Here is a 20187-nt window from a genome sequence, read left to right on the forward strand (position 1 = left end):
AGGGGGACGTGAATCAAGGAGGCCCCATGCCCATTCGCATCCCCGACGCCCTGCCCGCTACTGCGGCGCTCGAGAGCGAGAACATCTTCGTCATGACCGAGTATCGTGCGCTGCACCAGGACATTCGTCCGCTGCGCGTGCTGATCTTGAACCTCATGCCCACCAAGATCGCCACCGAGACGCAGATCATGCGGAAGCTCTCCAACACCCCGCTGCAAATCGAGGTCGAGTTGCTGCGCACGCGCAGCCACGAGGCGAAGAACGTCTCGCCCGAGCATCTCGAGACGTTCTACCGCACGTTCGACGAGGTGCGCGACGAGCGCTTCGACGGGCTGATCATCACCGGCGCCCCGGTCGAGCAGCTCGATTTCGCGGACGTCGACTATTGGGACGAGCTCGTGGAGATCATGGATTGGTCCACCACCAATGTTCACTCCACGCTGCATATCTGCTGGGGCGCGCAGGCGGGCCTGTTCCATCATTACGGGATCGACAAGCACGAGCTGCCCGCCAAACTCTCGGGGGTGTACGGGCACCGTCTGGAAAAGCCGAGCTCGCCGCTCGTCCGCGGCCTGGACGATCGCTTCTTTGCCGTCCACTCGCGCTATACCGGCGTTGATGAGGACGCCGTGCGCGAGCATCCCGAGCTCGAGGTCATCGCGAGCTCCGATGAGGCGGGCCTGTACTTGGTGAAGAGCTTGGACAGCCGACGGTTCTTCGTGTTCGGACACCCCGAGTACGACGCCGACACGCTGCGCCTTGAGTACGAGCGCGACGTCCGCGCCGGAATCGACCCGGACGTGCCGGTGAACTATTTCCCCGACGACGATCCCGCGCGCGAGCCTCTGTGCTCGTGGCGCGCGCAGGCCCAGCTGCTCTACACCAACTGGCTCAACTACTACGTGTACCAGACTACGCCCTACGACGTGACCCGCGTCGGCGCGTAAGCGCGCTGCGGTGGCAGGGGGCTGCGGCCTGTGACGGGAGCGCGACCGCGACGGGGCGGGCGTGCGGCCTGCGGCGGACGCGCAGGGCCCTTGGAGCTTATGCACGATTTCGCTGGCAATTTTTGCAGCTTATGAACGATTCGTGCATAAGCTGCGATTTTGCACGCTTTCTACCTGGGCTTTTGATGAGCCGTACCGTGAGGCAAAATCAAAATCGCTCATAAGCTCCAATCGTTCATAAGCTGCATTTTTGCACGGGCTGCAAATCGCCCGCGTGTGGTCCCTCTTGCGGAGAAGGGGTTCATCCGCGCGCCCGGGGCGTTTCTATCCGCACGCCTCGGTATACTGAATGAGATCAAATTGAAGGCCGGCCTTGTGTCGGCCCTCGTGTGTTTTGGAGAGAGTGTATGTCGAATCAGCCTGGCCTCTGGGACGCCCCCGCTCCCGTTCCGACCCCCGAGCCCGACCTCGTGCCGCTCGACGCGTATGGCGCAACGCCCGACCATGTCGAGGTTCCCGCCGACTACATCCCCGTGGACTATGAGCCCGCGCCCCCCGTCGTTCCGGCCCCAGCCCCGTCGTACGCCCCCGCTGCCGCCCCGGCGTACGCTGCGGCCCCGAACGCTGCCGCCCCGGCCCCGAACGCTGCCGCCCCGGCGCGTCCCCTCGTCGACATCGACACGCTCAACCCCGCACAGCGCGAGGCGGTCCTCACCACCGAGGGCCCGCTGCTCGTACTCGCCGGCGCTGGATCGGGCAAGACGCGCGTGCTCACGTTCCGTATCGCCCGCATGATCGGCGACCTGGGTATTCGCCCCTGGCAGATTCTCGCCATCACGTTCACCAACAAGGCTGCTGCTGAGATGCGCGAGCGTCTCTCCGCCATGCTGCCCGACGGCGGTATGCGCGGCATGTGGGTGTGCACCTTCCATGCCATGTGCGTGCGTATGCTGCGCGAGGATGCCGATCTGCTCGGCTACACCGGCCAGTTCACCATTTACGACGATGACGATTCCCGCCGCATGGTGCGCGAGATCATGACCCACCTGGGCATCGAGCAAAAGCAGTACCCCATCAACATGATCCGCTCCAAGATCTCCACGGCCAAAAACGCCATGATCGGCCCGGAGGAGTTCATCGAGAAGGCGAGCTCGCCGCAGGAGCAGAAGGCTGCCCAGGTGTATCTGGAGCTGGAGCGCCGCCTGCGCGCCGCGAACGCCATGGATTTCGACGATCTGCTCGTGCGCACGCTCGAGCTGCTGCGCACCCGCCCCGAGGTGCTCGAGAAGTACCAGGAGCGCTTCCGCTACATCAGTGTCGACGAGTACCAGGACACCAACCATGTCCAGTACGAGATCGCCAACCTGCTCGCCGCCAAGTACCAGAACCTCATGGTCGTGGGCGACGACGATCAGTCGATTTACTCTTGGCGCGGCGCCGACATCTCGAACATCCTCGACTTCGAGAAGGATTTCAAGCAGGCCAAGGTGGTCAAGCTCGAGCAGAATTACCGTTCGACCGGCCATATTCTGGCCGCCGCCAACGCCGTGGTGCGCAACAACTCGCGGCGCAAGGAGAAGCGCCTGTTTACCGATTTGGGCGACGGCGAGAAGATTCAGGCCTATCAGGCGAGCGACGAGCGTGACGAGGGGCGCTGGATCGCCTCCGAGATCGAGAAGCTGCGCGCCGCCGGCACCAGCTATGACGACATGGCCGTCTTCTACCGTACGAACGCGCAGTCCCGTATCTTGGAAGATATGTTCCTACGCGCCGGTGTGCCCTACAAGATCGTGGGCGGCACGCGATTCTTCGACCGCGCCGAGATTCGCGATGTCATGGCGTATCTCAAGATGATCGTGAACCCCGCGGACGAGATGAGCGTCAAACGCGTCATCAACACCCCGCGTCGCGGCATTGGCTCAACCTCCATCGGCAAGATCGAGGACCTGGCCCGCATGAATGCCTGCTCGTTCTTCCAGGCGTGCGAGCTCGCCATCGCCGAGACGGGCATGTTCTCCGCCAAGGTGCGCCATGCCCTCGGCGACTTTGCGAACATCGTGCGCGAGGGACGTCGTATGGACGGCGAGCTCAAGGACGTCGTCGAGATGATCGTGGACAAGAGCGGCCTGGTGCAGGCGTTCCGCGCCGAGGGCACCATGGAGGCCGAGTCCCGAGCCGAGAACATCCAGGAGTTCCTGGGCGTCGCCGCCGAATTCGAGGAGACGCACGAGGACATCGAGGGCACGCTCGAGAGCCTCGAGGAGCTGCGCGCCGCCGGTGTGGCGGACGTGCCGGAGGTCGCCCCCATGCCTGCCGGTGCCGCGATGCCGATGGACACCGCGATGACCGCTGCCACGAGCGCGCTGTCCGATGCATTGGCGAGCCCTTCCATGGCGCCCGCTCCCGCTCCGAACGCCGCCGCTCTCGCCGCAGTCGAGGTTGAACGCATGTACGGCCCACTTGCCTGCAGGGCCCTGCCGGCCCTGCTCGAGTGGCTGGCCCTGCGCAGCGACCTGGACGCCCTGGCGGGGGAGAGCCACGCCATCACCATGATGACGGTTCACTCCGCCAAGGGCCTGGAGTTCCCCGCGGTGTTCGTGGCAGGCATGGAGGAGGGCATCTTCCCGCACGTCGCCGGCTGGTCCGACGACGACCCGGCAAAGCTGGAGGAGGAGCGCCGCCTGGCCTACGTTGCCATCACGCGCGCGCGTAAGCGCCTGTTCCTCACCTACGCAGCCACGCGCCGCACCTACGGCTCCACGCAGGCAAACCCGCGTTCGCGCTTTGTGAACGAGATTCCCGCCGAGAACATCGAGTTCTCCGGGATCGGTTCTTCCGGGTTCGAGGGTACCGGCTGGGAGAAGCGCGGCGATCGCCGTGGAACCTTTGGCTCGGGCCAGGGCTCGGACATGTACGGTGGCCGCGTGTTCGGTTCCTACACGCGGTCCACGCCGGGTACGCAGCGCCGTACGGCAATCAGCCCGGATGCCGGCCGTGTGGGCACGGCGGGTTCCGATAGGGGAGCGGCATCGCGCAAGCCGGCAACGTTTGGCTCCGGCGCCCCGCGCCCCAAGAAGAGCACCGTCTCGGCAACGGTCGAGCGCAAGGTGGATGTCGAGGCGGCGGCAACGACGTTCGTCGCCGGCGATCGCGTGAGTCACAAGACGTTCGGCCCCGGTACGGTCATCTCCGCCGCCGGAGATATGATCGAGGTCCAGTTCGAGCGTTCCGGCCAGACGAAGAAGCTCATGAAGGGATTTGCGCCCATCGTCAAACTCGTCTAGCGGATAGGCACTCCACTCTGATACAGTTTCTCCCATTACAGAAACGACGATCCGGAGGGAGGCGCACATGACGAGCGCAAAACTCACGTCCCGGCAGTCCCTGTTCGTGGGCGTCACCTTGTTCTCTATGTTCTTCGGGGCGGGCAACCTCATTATCCCGCCCCTTCTCGGCCTGCAGGCGGGCGGCGCCGTCGTACCCGCCATGATCGGTTTTCTCATCACCGGAATCGGCCTGCCCATGCTCGGCATCATCGCCGTCGGCCTTGCCGGTACGATTCGCGACCTCGCCTCGCGTGTGCACCCGGTGTTCTCGAGTGTGTTCGTCGCCGCCATCTACCTCGCGATCGGACCGTGCTTGGCCATTCCGCGCACCTCGTCGACCTCTTTTGAGATGTTGCAGCCGCTGCTTCCTGCCGGCATTTCGCTCGAAGTGGCGCGCCTTGTGTTCTCGGTGGCGTTCTTTGCCGTGGCCTACTTGCTGGCCATGCACCCCAGTGCGCTCACCAAGCTGCTGGGGCGCATCACCGGTCCCGCGCTTATCGTGCTGATCGTGGCCGTGGTGGGCGCTGCGCTGTTCAATCCCGTGGACGCCGTCCGTGCGACGCACGGCGCGTATGAGGGCAATGCGGTCATGGCGGGTTTCCAGACGGGCTACCAGACCATGGACCTGCTTGCGTCGCTCACCTTCGGCATCGTCATCGCGACGAATATCCGCGAGCTCGGCGTGACCGATGATGTGGGCCTCACGCGCGAGGTCTCGCGTGCGGGCGTGTTCGCCGGCTTGCTCATGGGTCTCATCTACTGCGGCCTGGCCGTGGTGGGTCTGAATGTGGCCCCCGCCATGCCGGATGCAACTAACGGCGCCGCGATCCTGACGGCTTCGGCCACCTTGCACTTCGGATCCATGGGAACGGTGGTTGTCGCTGCGATTTTCCTGCTCGCTTGTCTGAACGTGTGCATTGGACTCATCAGCTGCTGCGGCACGTATTTCGCCGAGGCGTTTCCGCGTGTTCCCTATCGCATGTGGGCCCTGGGTTTCGCCGTGTTCTCCTGTGCCGTTTCCAATGTGGGCCTCGATGCGATTCTGGCGTTCTCGGTCCCGTTGTTGAACGCGCTGTATCCGGTGGCGATCGTGATCGTGCTCATGGGGATGATGCACAAAGGGTGCGACCTCGTTCCTCGCGTGTGGCCGTGGGTTGTGGGCTTCACGGGCGTGGTGAGCGTTGCCACTGCTCTGCGCGATGCGTTCTTCGCGGGCGCGTGGTTGCCCTTCGATGCGATGCCCTTCGCCGACCTTGGCATGAATTGGGTCTTTCCGGCGCTGGTGGGTATGGTCATCGGCGTTGCGGTGTCGGGCATCCGCTCCTCTGCCGTCGAATAGGCGTTGGGACCGTCTGCCGGGTTGTGGCGCGCACGCCGCGCGATGCTGGGTATAGTCGAGAGCGGAAGCAATACAGTCGCCTCAGTTCGGTTTGGGTGGCGTGAAAGGAGACCTTATGGCGGAGAGCAAACAGTACTACATCGGTGTCGACGTCGGGGGCACCTCCGTCAAGCTCGGCTTGTTTGACGAGGAGGGCGACCTGCTCGGCAAGACGAGCGTTCCCACGCCCTCGCTGGCATGCGGTGAGGGCCACGCCGCCGTGATTGGCGGCATCGAACAGCTTATGGCTGGCGTGCAGCAGCCCATGCTGTTCGTGCGAGGTATCGGCTTGGCAGTGCCTTGTCCGGTGCCCGCAAGCGGTGTGATCACCATGGCGGCCAACATCGAGATCGACGCCCCGGCACTCAAAGAGGCGCTCGAGGTACGCTGCCCGCATGCGTTGGTTCGCTATGTGAACGACGCGAATGCGGCGACGATGGGTGAGGTCTGGCGCGGCAGTGCGCAGGGGCACCGCAGCATGGTTATGGTGACCATCGGAACGGGCCTCGGCGGTGGCGTGGTGGTGAACGGCGATGTCATCGACGGTGCGTTCGGTGCCGGCGGCGAGATCGGGCACATCTGCGTGAATCCGGCCGAGGAGCGCGCGTGCGGCTGCGGTCTGCACGGATGCCTAGAGCAGTACGCCTCGGCTTCCGGCGTGGTCAGCAACTACCTGCGCGTGTGCGAGGAGCGCGGTGTCGAGCCTGTCGAGCTGGTGGGTCCGAGCGATTCGCGTTCGGTGTTCGACGCGGCTCGTGCGGGCGATGAGACGGCGCTTGCCGCGATCGATGTCACCATGGACTATCTCTCGCTCGGTTTGCAAATTATCTCTGCCGTTGTGGATCCCGAGGTTTACGTGCTTGGCGGTGGTGCGTCCGCTTCGGCCGATATGTTCCTGGATTCCCTGCGCGCGAAGTACGAGGCCCGCGCGTTCCCCGCGAGTCGCGCCACGGCGATCGAAGTCGCCTCGCTCGGCAACGACGCCGGCATCTTCGGAGCGGCATACGTGGCGCTGCGCGCCGCCGCTCGCGAGGTGTAGGCTTTCGGCTGCAGTCGTGTTGCCATTACGGTTGCGAGCAGCTGGAGGTTATGAACGGTTTTCTTGTCACGCTTGGAGCTTATGAACGATCCGTTCATAAGCTCCATTTTTGTATATGCCCTGAGCTGCAGTTTTAGTTGCCCTCAATAATCGACGTGCAGCAAATCGTTCATAAGCTCCAATCGTGCACAGCTTCCAAGCACGCACGGTCCCCAGGCGCGTACGGTTCCCAATCGAGCGCGGCTTCCAATCGCATGCGGCCCTCAGCCTTTCGCAGCGCGTTCGGCCGAAAAGCGCTCGCCGCCAGGAGCGCGAGCGCCATGAGCGAGATGAATGTGAGGTAGATGACGGGAAGCAAAAGGGGTGCCATGAGAGCTTCGGAGCACGATCGGACGGGATCAGCGTGGCGACGCATCGACTGTCTACAGCTTGTGGAACATCGGCTCCATGTCCTGGAAGGTGCAGAACTCGGTGAATCCGATATCCTTCAGGCGCTCGCGCATCATGGGGATGTGCGCGCCGAGGTGCTCGGGCTTGTGCGAGTCGCTGCCAATCGTGAGGATGCGCCCGCCCAAGTCGCGGTACAGGCGCAGTAGTTCGGTGCTCGGGGTGAGGTCGGTGAGTCCGTAGCGGATGGACGACGTGTTGAGCTCGATGCCCTTGCCGCGGCGGATGGCCTCCTCCAAGATCTCGGCCACAATATCGCGGGCGTTTGCGTCCGGCCAGGGGCCGGCCTGGTCATAGCGCTTGATGAGGTCGAGGTGCCCGAGCACCGACCAATGGTCGAAGCGCTGCGCCACGCGCAGCATCTCCTCGTAATACCCCATGTTGTACTCGTCCTGCGTGCGGCCCTGCTGGAACGTGCCGTTCCAGAACTCCTGGTTGCCCACCTGGTGAATGGACAGGATGGTAAAGTCCCATTCGCCGGCAAAGCGCTCGAACAGCTCGTCGAAGCGCCCGATCGTGTGCGATTGCACGCCGAACTCCATGCCCGTCTTCACGGTGAGCTCGCCCGCAAAACGGTCGCGAGCCTCGGCGATCGTGGGGAAATAGCGTTCGTAATCCACGTTGATGGACGGCTGCCTCTCGATGATAGGTGCGCAGCTGGGGTCGGCGCGGTACTCGTCCCAGTCGGGACGGATCTCAAAGTCCACATGGTCGGTGAAGCAGATCTCGTCGATGCCGCGCTCAATGGCGAGGGCGCAGACGTCGTTCACGGGAAAGACGGAGTCGTCGGAGAATTCGGAGTGCACGTGGTAGTCGGCGAGCATGGGGGTCCAATCTTTAGGGTGAAGTCCGCATCACGAGCGGCGGGATTCGGGAGAATCGGCCGACAAGATGCCGCTCGTGATGCGGACTTGCGAGCGGGCATGCCCCCGATGGCGGTTTCACGTCCGCGGCAAGCTCTCGAGGCGGGGGCGGGGTGTTCGTATTCCGCACGTATGATACCGCGCTTGCAACGACATCACGGCGCCGTTCGCGCGCTACAATAGCTGTATCTATGTATTCGCAACAAGGGAGGAACCCCATGGCCAACGTCCTCGTGTTCGGTCACCAGAACCCCGACAACGACGCCATCATGTCCACCGTCGTCCTGTCTCAGCTGCTCAACCAGCTCGAGTACCAGGGCAACACCTATACCGCCTGCTGCTTGGGGCCGCTGCCCGCCGAGTCCGCCAAGCTCCTCGAGGATGCCGGCGTGCCCGCTCCGACGCTGATCGACGCCATCGAGCCCGCCGCCGAGGGCGCTGAGCCGCAGCTCGTCATCCTCACCGACCACAACGAGCCCGGCCAGTCCGTCGCCGGCCTCGAGAACGCCACCATCTTCGGTGTGGTCGACCACCATCGCTTCGGTGACTTCACCACCGCCGCCCCGCTGCACATCGTGGCGCTGCCCTGGGGCTCTTCCTGCTCCATCGTGGCCAAGCTCTTCGAGGTCATGGGTGTCGAGCCCACGGACACCCAGGCCAAGCTGCTGCTCTCCGCCATGATGACCGACACCCTCATGCTCAAGAGCCCCACCGCCACCGCTGTGGACGCTGCCATCGCCGCCAAGCTCGGCGAGCAGCTCGGCGTCGATCCGGTCAAGTTCGGCATGGAGGTCTTTCTCACCCGTCCGTCCGGTTCTTTCACCGCCGAGCAGATGGTCGGCAACGACATCAAGATGTTCGAGGTCGCCGGCACCAAGCTCCTCATCGGCCAGTACGAGACGGTCGATAAGTCCCGCGCGCTCGGCATGATTCCCGAGATTCGCGAGGCTATGCGCGCCTACCAGGCCGAGAAGGCCGCCGATGGCATCGTGCTGTGCATCACCGACATCATGGAGGAGGGCTCCCAGGTCCTGCTCGAGGGCGATACCGCCACTGCGCAGAAGGGCCTCGAGATCGAGGATGCGGCCGAGGGCGTGTGGATGCCCGGCGTGCTCTCCCGCAAGAAGCAGGTCGCTGCACCCATCCTGGCCGCCAATTAGCCAAACAGACAGTTCGACCGCAATCGGAAGGGCCCATCAATCGATGGGCCCTTTTTTCGTGCCAAAAATGTCCTGAACAACGCTTGTCCCCTAAATTACTACCGTTCAAGTGTTCAAAACTATACGCGTATCCCCGGCGATGGTATTAATGTAAACGGTTCAAGTTGAAACGGTTACACATACAGATGAACAAGATAGGAATACTTGATTATCTGCTAAAAGTCGTTATCAGAGGGGGGATGAAATGTCACAGTGCGCGCAGTTTTCTTGGGCGGCAGGTCGATGCGACGCCCCCGCCCGCGTTTGTGCGGCGGCGATTGATCTGGGTGCCTCCAGCGGTCGCGTGATGGTCGGCACATATGATGCGGGTGACGGCCTGAACGTCCGAGAGGTCCACCGATTCGCGAATGGTCTTGTCGATGACCAGGGAAAGCTCGTGTGGGATATCGAGTCGATCGTTCGAGAGGTGAAGGCCGGCCTTTCCCGTGCGGCGGAGCTCGGTGCAACGACGTGCGGAATCGATACCTGGGGCGTTGACTACGGCTTGATCGACGCTGACGGGCGACTCCATGGCGCCGTGGTGGGGTATCGCGACGCCCGGACGGCGGGTGTCGCCGACATGATCGAGCGGGAGAGGCTGTGTGAGGATTCGTACTCCCGCACGGGAATACCGATGCTCGACATCAACACGCTTTCGCAGCTCGTTGCCCAGGTGCGCGACGAGGGCCCTATTTCGGGCGATCTGCGTCTCCTCATGGTGCCGGACCTCATCACGCACATGCTCACGGGTTCATGCGCCACTGAGCCGAGCATCGCCTCGACGACGCAGCTGATGGACGCCGCGGTCAAGCAATGGGACCCCGCGATGCTCGAACTTGCCAAGATCGCCCGCAGCTCGATGCCCGTCATAGAGCCGTTGGGTTCGGATGCCGGCGCCATAGCCGACGACATTGCGGCGGGCATGCGCATGGTCCGTGTGTGCGAGCACGACACGGCGAGCGCGGTGGCGAGCGTTGAGTTGCTGCCGGGAGACGTGTTCATCTCCTGCGGCACGTGGTCGCTGGTGGGCGTCGAGCGGGATGCGCCCGTTCTCACCAAGGAGGCGGAGCGCGCGAACCTGTCGAACGAGACGGGCGCCGGTAATTCGACGCTGCTTCTGGCGAATTGCACGGGGCTTTGGATTGCGCAGCAGCTCAAGCCGGAGCTCGAACAAGAGCTCGGCGTCGATCTCTCCTGGGAGGACATCGCGTCCGCCGTCGCTTCGCGAGACGGGGCGTCGTTCGTCTTCGACACCGAGGAGCCCTCCCTGGCGCAGCCCGGAAACATGTTGGAGAAGCTGAGACTCTTGGCGCGAAAGTCGGGCTACGAGGGAAGCCTCGGCGTCGCGGATCTCTTTCGCGCCGTGTACGAGAGCCTCGCCCTTCGGTACCTGCATGTGATCGAGCTGATCGAAAACGTGACCGGCGATCCCTGCGAGCGAATCAGGCTCATTGGGGGAGGCTCACAGAATGCGGCGCTCTGTCAGCTGGTGGCAGACGTGTGCGGGAGAACCGTCGTCGCGGGTCCGCACGAGGCATCTGCGATTGGCAATCTTTTGGTGCAGATGACGGCCCAAGGTGCGTTCGAGACGTTGAAAGAGGCTCGCGTCGCCGTCGCTCCCTCATGGTGCCCGACGGTATATGTCCCCCGCGAAGAGAGAGCCCAAAGTGGCGGAAGGGGTGTCCCATGTTAAAGGGAGTTCCGGCGAATGTTAGTCCCGAGCTGTTGAAGGTGCTTTCCGAGATGGGGCACGGCGACGAGATAGTCATCGCGGACGGGAATTTCCCCGCGGCATCGTTGGCCAGGCGCCTGGTGCGCGCCGATGGCCTGGGCGTCCCGGAGCTGCTTGAAAGCGTTTTGGGGCTCCTCCCGCTCGACACCTATGTGGAGAGCCCTCTTGCGCTTATGGCGACGGTCGAGGGCGATGAGGAGCCTGGGATCTGGAAGACGTACGAGGACATCATCGGTCGCACGCAGCCAGATCCCCCAACGGTGAGCTATATGGAGCGCCAGGAATTCTACGATCGCGCCAGGCGAGCGTACGCCGTCGTGGCAACGGGCGAACAGGCCGTCTACGCGAACATCATCGTGAAAAAAGGCGTTGTTCGGCCAGGTGAATAGCAAAGGAAGGGAGAAAAAGATGAACTATCCCAAGATAGGAATCAGGCCGGCGATCGATGGGCGCCAGGGTGGGGTCCGCGAATCGCTCGAGGCGCAGACGATGGCCATGGCGGAGGCGGCGAAGCTTCTTATCGAGGGCGAGCTGCGCTACGCGGACGGAGAGCCGGTGCAGTGCGTGGTGGCGTCTCGCACAATCGGCGGTCGAGCCGATGCCGAGGCCGTTCGCCGCGAGTTTCTCGACAAGAACGTGGTCGCGACGCTCACGGTCACGCCGTGCTGGTGTTACGGCACCGAGACGCTCGACCTTGACCCGATGACCATCAAGGCGGTCTGGGGCTTCAACGGGACCGAGCGCCCCGGCGCCGTGTACCTGGCGGCCGCGATGGCGGCTCATGCCCAGTGCGGCCTCCCGGCGTTCAAGATCTACGGCCATGATGTGCAGGATGCGGATGATAAGAGCATCCCGTCCGATGTGGCGGAGAAGATCATCGCATTCGCCCGCGCGGCGATGGCCGTGGGCCAGATGCGCGGTCAAGCCTATGTGAACCTCGGCGCGAGCGCCATGGGTATCGCAGGGTCCCAGGTGAGCGTCGAATTCTTCCAGAAGTACCTGGGGATGTCCGTCGAGTTTGTCGATATGACCGAGATTTTGCGCCGCATGGCGCTGCGAATCTACGACGAGGATGAGGTGGGTCGCGCCCGCGCCTGGATCGAGGAGAAGTGCCCGGAGGGCGTTGACATCAATGCCGGCAAGGATCTGCCGGAGGTGATCACGGCCTCCAAGGTGGTGCCCGCCGATCAGGATTGGGATTTCATTGCCCGCCAGGTCGTGATCATCCGCGACATCTTGTTCGGCAACCCCAGGCTCGCCGATATGGGGTGGCTCGAGGAATCCCGCGGCCGCAATGCGATCGCCGGAGGCTTCCAGGGACAGCGCCAGTGGACCGACTGGCTTCCCAACGGAGATTTTGCCGAGGCGATCCTCACCTCGACCTTTGACTGGAACGGCGCGCGTCGCCCCACGGCATTCGCGACTGAGAACGACACACTCAACGGTGCGTCGATGCTCCTTGGGACCCTGCTCACCAACACGGCCCCCGTGTTCTCGGACGTTCGCACCTATTGGAGCCCCGAGGCCGTGGAGCGCGTGTGCGGCAAGCGCCTTGAGGGGCGCGCGGCGCACGGCGTCCTGCATCTCATCAATTCGGGTGCGACCGCGCTGGACGCATCCGGCGCCGTCCTCGATGGCGATGGGAGCTCGGTCATGAAGCCGTTCTGGGAGATGACCGAAGGCGACATCGATTCCTGTCTCAAGGCCACGGATTGGTGTCGCGCAAATTACGAGTATTTCCGCGGCGGCGGCTTCTCGTCCCATTTCAAGACTGCGGGTGAGATGCCCTTGACGATGATCCGCCTGAACATGGTCGCGGGGGTTGGCCCCACGCTGCAGATAGCCGAGGGCCACACCTGCGTCCTGCCCGACGATATCCATCGCACCCTCGACGACCGCACGGACAAGACGTGGCCCACGACATGGTTCGCTCCGCGCCTGGGAGCCCCGGGGTTCGAGTCCGTATGGGACGTCATGAACCATTGGGGCGCCAACCACGGCGCATCGGTCTACGGCCACGTCGGCGCCGACCTCATCACGCTCGCGAGCATGCTTCGCATCCCTGTGACGCTGCACAACGTTGAGAGCGACCGGCTGTTCAGGCCGTCGATGGTTGACGGGTTCGGCACGAAGGACCTCGAGGCGGCGGACCTGGCGTATTGCAATGCCATGGGACCGCTGTATCGCGGATAGAAAGGAGGTTGGTATGGCCGATTTCGATCGAGCCGCGCTCGTTGAGTACGGTAAGAAGCTGGTTAAGGCGGGCCTTACCAAGGGAACAGGCGGAAATCTGAGCCTGTTCGACCGTGAAAGCGGGTGCATGGCGATCACGCCCTCGGGTATCGACTTCTTCGATATTCGCGAGAGCGATATCGTCGTTCTCGATTCGCGGGGGAAGGTGATCGAGGGCTCCCGCACGCCTTCGAGTGAGTGGCAGATGCACCTCGAGACGTATCTCGCCCGTCCGGACATCAGCGCGGTGATTCACGCGCACACGATGTATGCCACGGTGATGGCCTGCCTGCGCGAGCCCCTGCCCGCGACGCACTACATGGTCGCCGTGGCCGGTGTGGATGTCCCGGTCGCCGAATACGCGACGTACGGCACTCCCGAGCTCGCTCACAACGCAGTGCGCGCGATGGAGGGCCGCCGTGCGGTGCTCTTGGCGAACCACGGCATTCTCGCAGGTGCAAACGACCTGCTCAATGCGTTCAACATCATCGAGGAGGTCGAGTACTGCGCGCAGGTGCACTGCATCGCGAAGAGCGTGGGGACGCCTGTCGAGCTGCCTCTGTCGGAGATGGAAGACATGCTCGTGCGCTTCAAGACGTACGGGCAGAAGACCGAATACAAGGAGGAATCATGTCGATAAAATTCGTTCGCATCGATGACCGTCTGCTACATGGGCAGGTTGTCACCACGTGGCTCAAGCGCCACGACATCGAGCAGGCGATCATCGTGAGCAAGGAGGTCGAGGAGGACAAGACGCGCCAGATGATCCTCAAGCTGGCGGCTCCCTCGGGTCTTCGCGTGGTGTTCTTCAGCCCCGAGAAGCTCATCCAGGTGCTCAAGAAGTCCCCGGTGACACGCTCGACCATGCTGCTGTTCACCAATCCCCGGGAAGTGTACGAGTGCATCGAGGGAGGTGTTGAGATCCCGTTCCTCAATGTCGGAAACATGAGCAAGACCGAATCCAACGAGAAGATCACCGCGGGCGTCGCGGTGACGGAAGAGGATCGCGCTTACTTCAAGAAGATCATTGACGCGGGAGTCGATGTCGAGATCCAGATGGTCCCCACGGACAAGATTTCCAAGATGCAAGACTACATTGGAGGTAATGAGTGATGTTGGTGCAAGCTCTCCTCGTCGCACTCGTCGGCATCATCGCCACGATCGACTACAACGGCCCCCTGTTCATGATTCATCGACCGCTGGTCACGGGCACGCTTACCGGCCTGGTTCTGGGAGACATCACCCAGGGCGTGATCATCGGCTCCTCGCTTGAGCTCATGTGGCTCGGCGTGACGGGCATCGGCGGCTACACCCCGCCGGATACCATCTCCGGAGCCATCGTCGGCACCGCGCTGGGTATTCTCTCGGGTCAGGGCGCGACGGCCGGCATCGCCATCGCCGTTCCGGTCGCCGTGGTGACCCAGCAGCTCGACGTCCTCGCCAAGACCGCCGACATCGCCTTCGTGAAGAAGGCCGATGCCGCTGCTGAGCGCGGCGACATCAGCAAGATCGGTCTGTACCAGTACGCGTCCCTCGGCATCATCGTCCTATTCAAGGTCGTGCCGATCTTCCTGGCGGTCCTCGTGGGCGGAGAGTACGTCCAGTCGCTGTTCGACATGATCCCCGAGGTCATCATGAAGGGCCTGAACGTCGCCGGCGGCCTGCTGCCCGCCATCGGTTTCGGCATGCTCCTGAACATGATGCTCAAGAAGAAGATGTGGGTCTTCCTGCTCGTCGGCTTCATCGCATCCGCGTACCTGGGCATGTCCACCATCGGCATCACGTTCGTCGGCATCGCGGTCGCCTATCTGACCGTCATGCTCGGCAACGGGTTCGGTCCCGAGAACCCCGCCCCCGCAACCGTCTCTCCCTCCAACGATGATGATGAGGTGTATGACCTGTGAGTACTCAAAACACCCAGATGAGCGAGAACGCCATCACCCCTTCCGTGCTTAACAAGATGTTCGGCCGCGCCCTCATGTACGGTGCGTCTTGGAACTACGAGCGCATGCAGAACCTCGGCTTCCTGTACATGATGGTCCCGGCGCTCAAGAAGATCTACAAGAACGATACGCCCGAGATGTCCGAGGCCATGAAGCGCCATCTCGAGTTCTTCAACACACACCAAACGGCGGCCCCGTTCATCGGCGGCGTCGCGGCGGCGATGGAGGAGAACGAGGGCAACGCGGGCGGCCGTGCCATCAGCGGCATCAAGGTCGGCCTCATGGGACCGCTCGCCGGCATCGGCGACTCCCTTATCTGGCTTACTCTCGTGCCGATCTGCTTTTCCATCGGCGCATCGTATTCCGCCGAGGGCGGCTTGCTCGGTGTGCTCATCGCCTTGGCGCTCATCAACATCATCAACGTGCCGCTCAAGTATTTCGGCCTTAAGTTCGGCTACTCCAGCGGCTCGAAGTTCATCCAGGAGAGCGCCGCGCGAGGCACGCTCGACACGATCACCAACATGGCGATCGCCTTGGGCCTGGTGCTCGTGGGTGGCCTGATCCCGCAGATGGTTGGTGTCACTTTCGGCCTTCAGTTCACGCAGGGCGAGCTCGTCGTGAGCGTGCAAGAGCTCATCAACGGCCTGATTCCCGGTGTCATCCCCATGCTCTTGACGCTGCTCATGTGCTACCTGGTGCGCAAGGGCAAGAGCCCGGTCTTCCTGATCGTGGTCACGCTAGTCGCTGCCGTGGCACTCACCGCGCTGGGTGTGCTGACCGTGGCGTAGCCCGCTTTTGCCGGTGGCGCAGAGGCGGCCGGCGATTCAACGGGGGCGTCCCGCCGTGTGGGCGGGGCGCCCCATGCCCGCAAGGAGGAAACATGCGACTGTGGTACACGTCTCCCGCGTCCACGTGGAACGAGGCGCTCCCGATCGGCAACGGCCATATCGCCGGCATGGTGTTCGGCGGCGTCGAATCCGAGAAGCTGTCATTGAATGACGAGACCATCTGGTACCGCGGGCCCGCGGACCGGAACAACCCCGATTCCGCCTCGCACCTTGACGAGATTCGCTCGCTGCTCGCGAAGGGGGACGTCGGGGCGGCTGAAGACCTTGTCGCCATGACCATGTTCGCCACGCCCCGCGATCAGAGTCATTACGAGGTACTTGGCGAGTTGTTCGTGGAGCAGCCCGGGGTCTCATTCGATGAGTGCTCCGCGTATGAACGCGAGCTGGACTTGGATGGCGCTGTGAGCCGTGTGAGGTTTGAGTGCGACGGCGTCGCCTACACGCGCGAGTACTTCACGAGTTTCTCCGAGAACGTGTTGTTCGCGCGGTTCACGTCTTCAAGGCCGGGATCCATGGCCCTACGGGCCACGCTCGGCCGCTGCAAGCGATTCAACGACCGCGTTCGCCAGTTCCAGGGTGACGGCATCGTCATGAGCGCCCATGCGGGCGGTGCCGCCGGCGTGGGTTTTGAAGTGGGGCTGCGAGCTATTTCCTGCGACGGCACCGTGCGCGTGCTCGGCGAGACCATCGTGGTGGACGATGCGTCCGAGGTCGTCTTCGCCCTGGTGTCCGAGACGGACTATTGGAGGGGGCCCGATGTGGAGCCCGATGCGGCGATCCGCCTGCAGGGGTTGTCCTCCCTTGATTACGAAGCGGAGCTGTCTTCGCATACGGCCGCATATCGCGAGCAGTTCGACCGCGTCTCCCTGGACGTGGCCTCTGGGAGCGAACGCGCCGACGCCGGGGAGATTGCGACGGATGAGCTGATCGCGTGCGTGGGGCGGGGGGAGCACGTTCCCTATCTGCTCAACCTGGCATTCGATTATGGTCGCTACCTGCTTATCTCCTCCAGCCAGCCGGGTGGCCTGCCCGCCAACCTGCAGGGCATATGGTGTGAGGACATCGATCCTATCTGGGGATCGAAATACACCATCAACATCAATACCGAGATGAACTACTGGATGTGCGGTCCCGCCGATCTGCCCGAGGCCCAACTTCCCCTGTTCGACCTGCTCGAGCGGATGCGCGAGCCCGGTCGCAGAACGGCTCGGGTCATGTACGGCGCCCGCGGGTTCACCTGCCATCACAACACGGATGGTTTTGCGGACACGGCTCCGCAGTCCCATGCCATCGGCGCGGCGGTCTGGCCGCTTACCGTGCCATGGTTGCTCACGCATGTTTGGGAGCACTATCGCTTCTTCGGCGACGAGTCGGTGTTGTCCGACCATCTCGATATGTTCAAGGAGGCGCTCCTGTTCTTCGAGGATTATCTCTTCGAGTACCGGGGTTATCTGGTGACCGGCCCCTCGGCGTCCCCTGAGAACAAATACCGCCTGCCCGATGGCACGGAGGCGAACGTCTGCCTCTCACCGTCCATCGACAACCAGATCCTACGGTTCTTCTTCGATTGCTGCGTGGACATAGCCCGCGTGCTCGGCGATGACTCCGATTTCGCCGAACGCGCCGCCGCGCTCTCGCGCCGCCTTCCGCCCACCAGGATCGGCTCCCATGGGCAGATTCAGGAATGGATGGAGGACTATGAGGAGGTGGAGGTCGGCCATCGTCACATCTCGCCGCTGTTCGGCTTGTATCCGGGCAACGAGTTCGACGTACGCCGAACTCCCGAGCTTGCCGAGGCGTGTCGGCGCACCATCGGGCGTCGGACGTCCCATGCGGGGTACCTCGATCCCGGTGCGCGCGACACGGCGATTGGCGATTGGAAAGGCGCGGGGTTGCATGCGAGCACCCGCACGGGATGGAGCTCGGCGTGGCTCGTTCACTTCAATGCGCGACTGGGGCTCGGAGACGCATGCATGGATGAGCTGACGGGCATGCTCGCCCACTGCTCGCTGCCCAATCTCTTCTCCGACCATCCGCCGTTCCAGATCGACGGCAACTTGGGGTTCACCAGCGGCGTGTGCGAGATGCTGCTTCAAAGCAACGGTGATGAAGTGCGCATCTTGCCCGCCCTCCCGGATGGGCTTCCGAGCGGCTCTTTCTCCGGATTGCGCGCGCGAGGCGGTTTCAAGGTCTCTGCCGTGTGGTCTGAGGGTGTGTTGCGCCGCCTCGAAGTTGCGGGCGACCCCGGTGCGTCTTTTTCCTATTGGGTTCCTTCCGGCCGTTCGGCATCTGGCGCAGAGCTCGCCGAGACGCTGGAAATCGGTTCCGATGGGCGCGCTTGTAGGGAGTTCTAGCGCGCGAGGCCCTTTGTCGACTAAGGAGAATCGACGATGGATGTCACAAGAAGGCAAGCGATCAAATCGGCGGCGGCGGCCCTGGGAGCCGTCACCGCAACGGCGCTGCCCGGCGTTGCCCGGGCGGATGATGCCCCGGCGGCCGCTCGAGCGTCGGCGATGAGGACGACGATCAACAACGCCTCTCCGCTACTGCTCTCGGCTGTTTATGGGAATACCCCCGATTCGCTGTGGTGGGGAAACACCCTCGAGGGCGCCTGGGCCGCCGTCCCGGACGATATCAAGCCATATGCCGCCATCGAGCTCCATCCCGCCAAGGTGTGCAAGCCCACCAGTTGCATTCCGAGGGACACACCGGAGCTCCGCGCATGGTACACGCATATGTTGGATGAGGCGCAGCGCATGGACATCCCGGTGTTCATCGTCATCATGAGCGCGGGCGAGCGGCAGACCGTCCCCGCTGAATGGCTTGCCGAGCAGTTTGATACCTATTCGGTGCTGCGAGGCGCGATGAACATCGAGAATTACTGGATCTACAACGATGATCTGCCGACAAACGCGGCAAAGTACCTCGAGGTGTGCGCGCGATACGGCGGCCATTTCATCTGGCATGATCATGAGAACTGGTTCTGGCAGCGCGTCATGTCGAACAAGGCGTTCGCAGAGGCTGCCGTCAAGTACTCCAAGAACCTCGTCATCGCAACGAAGAACACCCCCATTCGCGACAACGCATCGACGGACGGCATCGTCAACGGCATGTGGCTCACCGGAATCTGCGAGAATTGGGGTGCTTCCATGGATACCTGGAAATGGTGGGAGAAGCACTTCACGAAGCCGTTCGATCCCGTCGGCGCCCGCCCGCGCGACATGCGTTCGTATGCGAGCGAGCCCGAGGCTATGATCGCCTGCGAGATGCTTAACGTATATGCCAACGGCGGCACCGTTTACAACTTTGAATGCGCCGCCTACACCTTTTTGGACAATGACGCTCCCACACCGGCGTACCTCGATGCGATCGTCCCGTTCTTCCGCTTCGCCGTGGCGAACCCCGCGCCTTCTCGCGATGCCGTCCTTTCCCGAACCAAGGCGGTGTTTTGGGAGAGGGATGGCGGCATCGAGGCCGTTCCCGATTTCTATAGCGGATTGAACATGGACGACGAGTCCCTGCCGCTCTACGATTCCGGTCGGTATCATGTCCTGCCGGTGATTATGAGTCGCGTGGATGAGACGGCCATCAAGCGGCTCTTCCCCGGTGCGGCGATTCTCACCAAGAAGTCCGCGGAGTTGGCGCGCAAAAAGGAGTACCTGGATTCTCTCTACACCATTGCCTCCGAGGGCGATGCCTTCGCCCAGCGCGTCGGAGACTCTTGGTGCGCGTACAACAGCAACGCAAATGAGAACAAGGCGCAGAAGGCGGTTCTCCCGCTGTTGGTCAACGGCTGCTCATCTGTGGAGGCGACGCTACAACCGCATTCGTATGCCATTGTGCAGGAGACGCCGTATGTCGTTATGGTCACCGTGCAAAACTATGTGACGGACAAGACCGCGATGTGGGAGCTCGAGGGTAATTTCGATGCATCCGAGAGTTGGAAGCAGGGGGAGCTCGACCTCACGGACTGGCTGAGCGCGAATTACTGCGTTCGTCCCGCCGACTCGGAGCGACGTGTCACCGAGTTCGTGCTGCGGGGCGTGGGCAGGGAGCGCCCCATGGTCGATTTCACGGGGGACGGCCATGCGTTCACGCACGAGGAGTCTTGGAACGAGGCGGAGGGGACGTTCACGGTCACCCTCAGACACAATGGAGAGGTCCGTATTCTGATGCGTGCGAAGAGCGCATCGGGCGAGTGAGGGACCCGTTCATCTTTGAAGTAGGATAATC

Annotated in this window: 15 protein-coding genes; 14 read left to right on the forward strand and 1 reads right to left on the reverse strand. The window is 63.0% G+C overall.

Annotation, left to right across the window (positions count from 1 at the left end; translation table 11 throughout):
• Positions 1 to 26: 26 nt before the first annotated feature.
• The 4 genes from metA (at position 27) to AOBCEHNH_RS06020 (ending at position 6690) form a co-directional block, all read left to right on the forward strand.
• On the forward strand, positions 27 to 947 hold the full coding sequence (metA, locus tag AOBCEHNH_RS06005; protein ID WP_152063558.1) for a homoserine O-acetyltransferase MetA: 921 nt from the start codon (positions 27 to 29) through the stop codon (positions 945 to 947).
• A gap of 407 nt (positions 948 to 1354) precedes the next feature.
• Positions 1355 to 4231: an ATP-dependent helicase gene (locus AOBCEHNH_RS06010; RefSeq protein ID WP_152063559.1), complete on the forward strand. Its 2877-nt coding sequence runs from the start codon at positions 1355 to 1357 to the stop codon at positions 4229 to 4231.
• Between the two features lie 67 nt (positions 4232 to 4298).
• Positions 4299 to 5612 (forward strand): branched-chain amino acid transport system II carrier protein, encoded by a 1314-nt coding sequence (gene brnQ, locus AOBCEHNH_RS06015; RefSeq protein ID WP_152063560.1) that lies wholly within the window; start codon positions 4299 to 4301, stop codon positions 5610 to 5612.
• A 115-nt stretch (positions 5613 to 5727) separates the two neighbouring features.
• Positions 5728 to 6690, forward strand: a complete 963-nt coding sequence (locus AOBCEHNH_RS06020) for an ROK family protein (protein ID WP_152063561.1) — start codon at positions 5728 to 5730, stop codon at positions 6688 to 6690.
• Positions 6691 to 7112: 422 nt separating this feature from the next.
• On the opposite strand, the gene AOBCEHNH_RS06025 is transcribed toward AOBCEHNH_RS06020, so the two are convergent.
• Positions 7113 to 7961 carry a histidinol-phosphatase HisJ family protein gene (locus AOBCEHNH_RS06025; RefSeq protein ID WP_152063562.1) on the reverse strand — a complete coding sequence of 283 codons (849 nt, stop codon included), beginning with the start codon at positions 7959 to 7961 and terminating at the stop codon, positions 7113 to 7115.
• A 257-nt stretch (positions 7962 to 8218) separates the two neighbouring features.
• Here AOBCEHNH_RS06025 and AOBCEHNH_RS06030 point away from each other — a divergent pair, with 257 nt between their 5' ends.
• The 10 genes from AOBCEHNH_RS06030 (at position 8219) to AOBCEHNH_RS06075 (ending at position 20156) form a co-directional block, all read left to right on the forward strand.
• A complete protein-coding gene (locus tag AOBCEHNH_RS06030; RefSeq protein ID WP_152063563.1) occupies positions 8219 to 9160 on the forward strand; it encodes a DHH family phosphoesterase in 942 nt (313 codons plus the stop codon).
• 244 nt (positions 9161 to 9404) lie between these two features.
• Positions 9405 to 10892: a rhamnulokinase gene (locus tag AOBCEHNH_RS06035; RefSeq protein WP_152063564.1), complete on the forward strand. Its 1488-nt coding sequence runs from the start codon at positions 9405 to 9407 to the stop codon at positions 10890 to 10892.
• The gene (fucU, locus tag AOBCEHNH_RS06040; protein WP_152063565.1) at positions 10886 to 11320 is read left to right on the forward strand and encodes an L-fucose mutarotase; all 435 of its coding nucleotides are present in this window, start codon (positions 10886 to 10888) and stop codon (positions 11318 to 11320) included. Before AOBCEHNH_RS06035 ends, fucU begins: the two co-directional genes overlap by 7 nt.
• 19 nt (positions 11321 to 11339) lie before the next feature.
• Complete coding sequence (locus AOBCEHNH_RS06045; RefSeq protein ID WP_152063566.1) at positions 11340 to 13124, forward strand: L-fucose isomerase; 1785 nt, start codon at positions 11340 to 11342, stop codon at positions 13122 to 13124.
• Between the two features lie 13 nt (positions 13125 to 13137).
• The gene (locus AOBCEHNH_RS06050; RefSeq protein ID WP_152063567.1) at positions 13138 to 13803 is read left to right on the forward strand and encodes an L-fuculose-phosphate aldolase; all 666 of its coding nucleotides are present in this window, start codon (positions 13138 to 13140) and stop codon (positions 13801 to 13803) included.
• Positions 13794 to 14276, forward strand: a complete 483-nt coding sequence (locus AOBCEHNH_RS06055) for a PTS sugar transporter subunit IIB (RefSeq protein ID WP_152063568.1) — start codon at positions 13794 to 13796, stop codon at positions 14274 to 14276. Before AOBCEHNH_RS06050 ends, AOBCEHNH_RS06055 begins: the two co-directional genes overlap by 10 nt.
• Positions 14276 to 15067 (forward strand): PTS mannose/fructose/sorbose/N-acetylgalactosamine transporter subunit IIC, encoded by a 792-nt coding sequence (locus tag AOBCEHNH_RS06060; RefSeq protein ID WP_152063569.1) that lies wholly within the window; start codon positions 14276 to 14278, stop codon positions 15065 to 15067. The genes AOBCEHNH_RS06055 and AOBCEHNH_RS06060 overlap by 1 nt, the downstream gene beginning before the upstream one ends.
• The gene (locus tag AOBCEHNH_RS06065; RefSeq protein WP_226803324.1) at positions 15064 to 15894 is read left to right on the forward strand and encodes a PTS system mannose/fructose/sorbose family transporter subunit IID; all 831 of its coding nucleotides are present in this window, start codon (positions 15064 to 15066) and stop codon (positions 15892 to 15894) included. The genes AOBCEHNH_RS06060 and AOBCEHNH_RS06065 overlap by 4 nt, the downstream gene beginning before the upstream one ends.
• A 92-nt stretch (positions 15895 to 15986) precedes the next feature.
• On the forward strand, positions 15987 to 18308 hold the full coding sequence (locus AOBCEHNH_RS06070) for a glycoside hydrolase family 95 protein (protein WP_152063570.1): 2322 nt from the start codon (positions 15987 to 15989) through the stop codon (positions 18306 to 18308).
• A gap of 36 nt (positions 18309 to 18344) precedes the next feature.
• Positions 18345 to 20156, forward strand: coding sequence for a glycoside hydrolase family 98 domain-containing protein (locus AOBCEHNH_RS06075; RefSeq protein ID WP_152063571.1), 1812 nt, complete (start codon positions 18345 to 18347; stop codon positions 20154 to 20156).
• Positions 20157 to 20187 lie beyond the last annotated feature (31 nt).

This window comes from Collinsella intestinalis, assembly GCF_902501455.1.
Lineage (GTDB): Bacteria > Actinomycetota > Coriobacteriia > Coriobacteriales > Coriobacteriaceae > Collinsella > Collinsella intestinalis.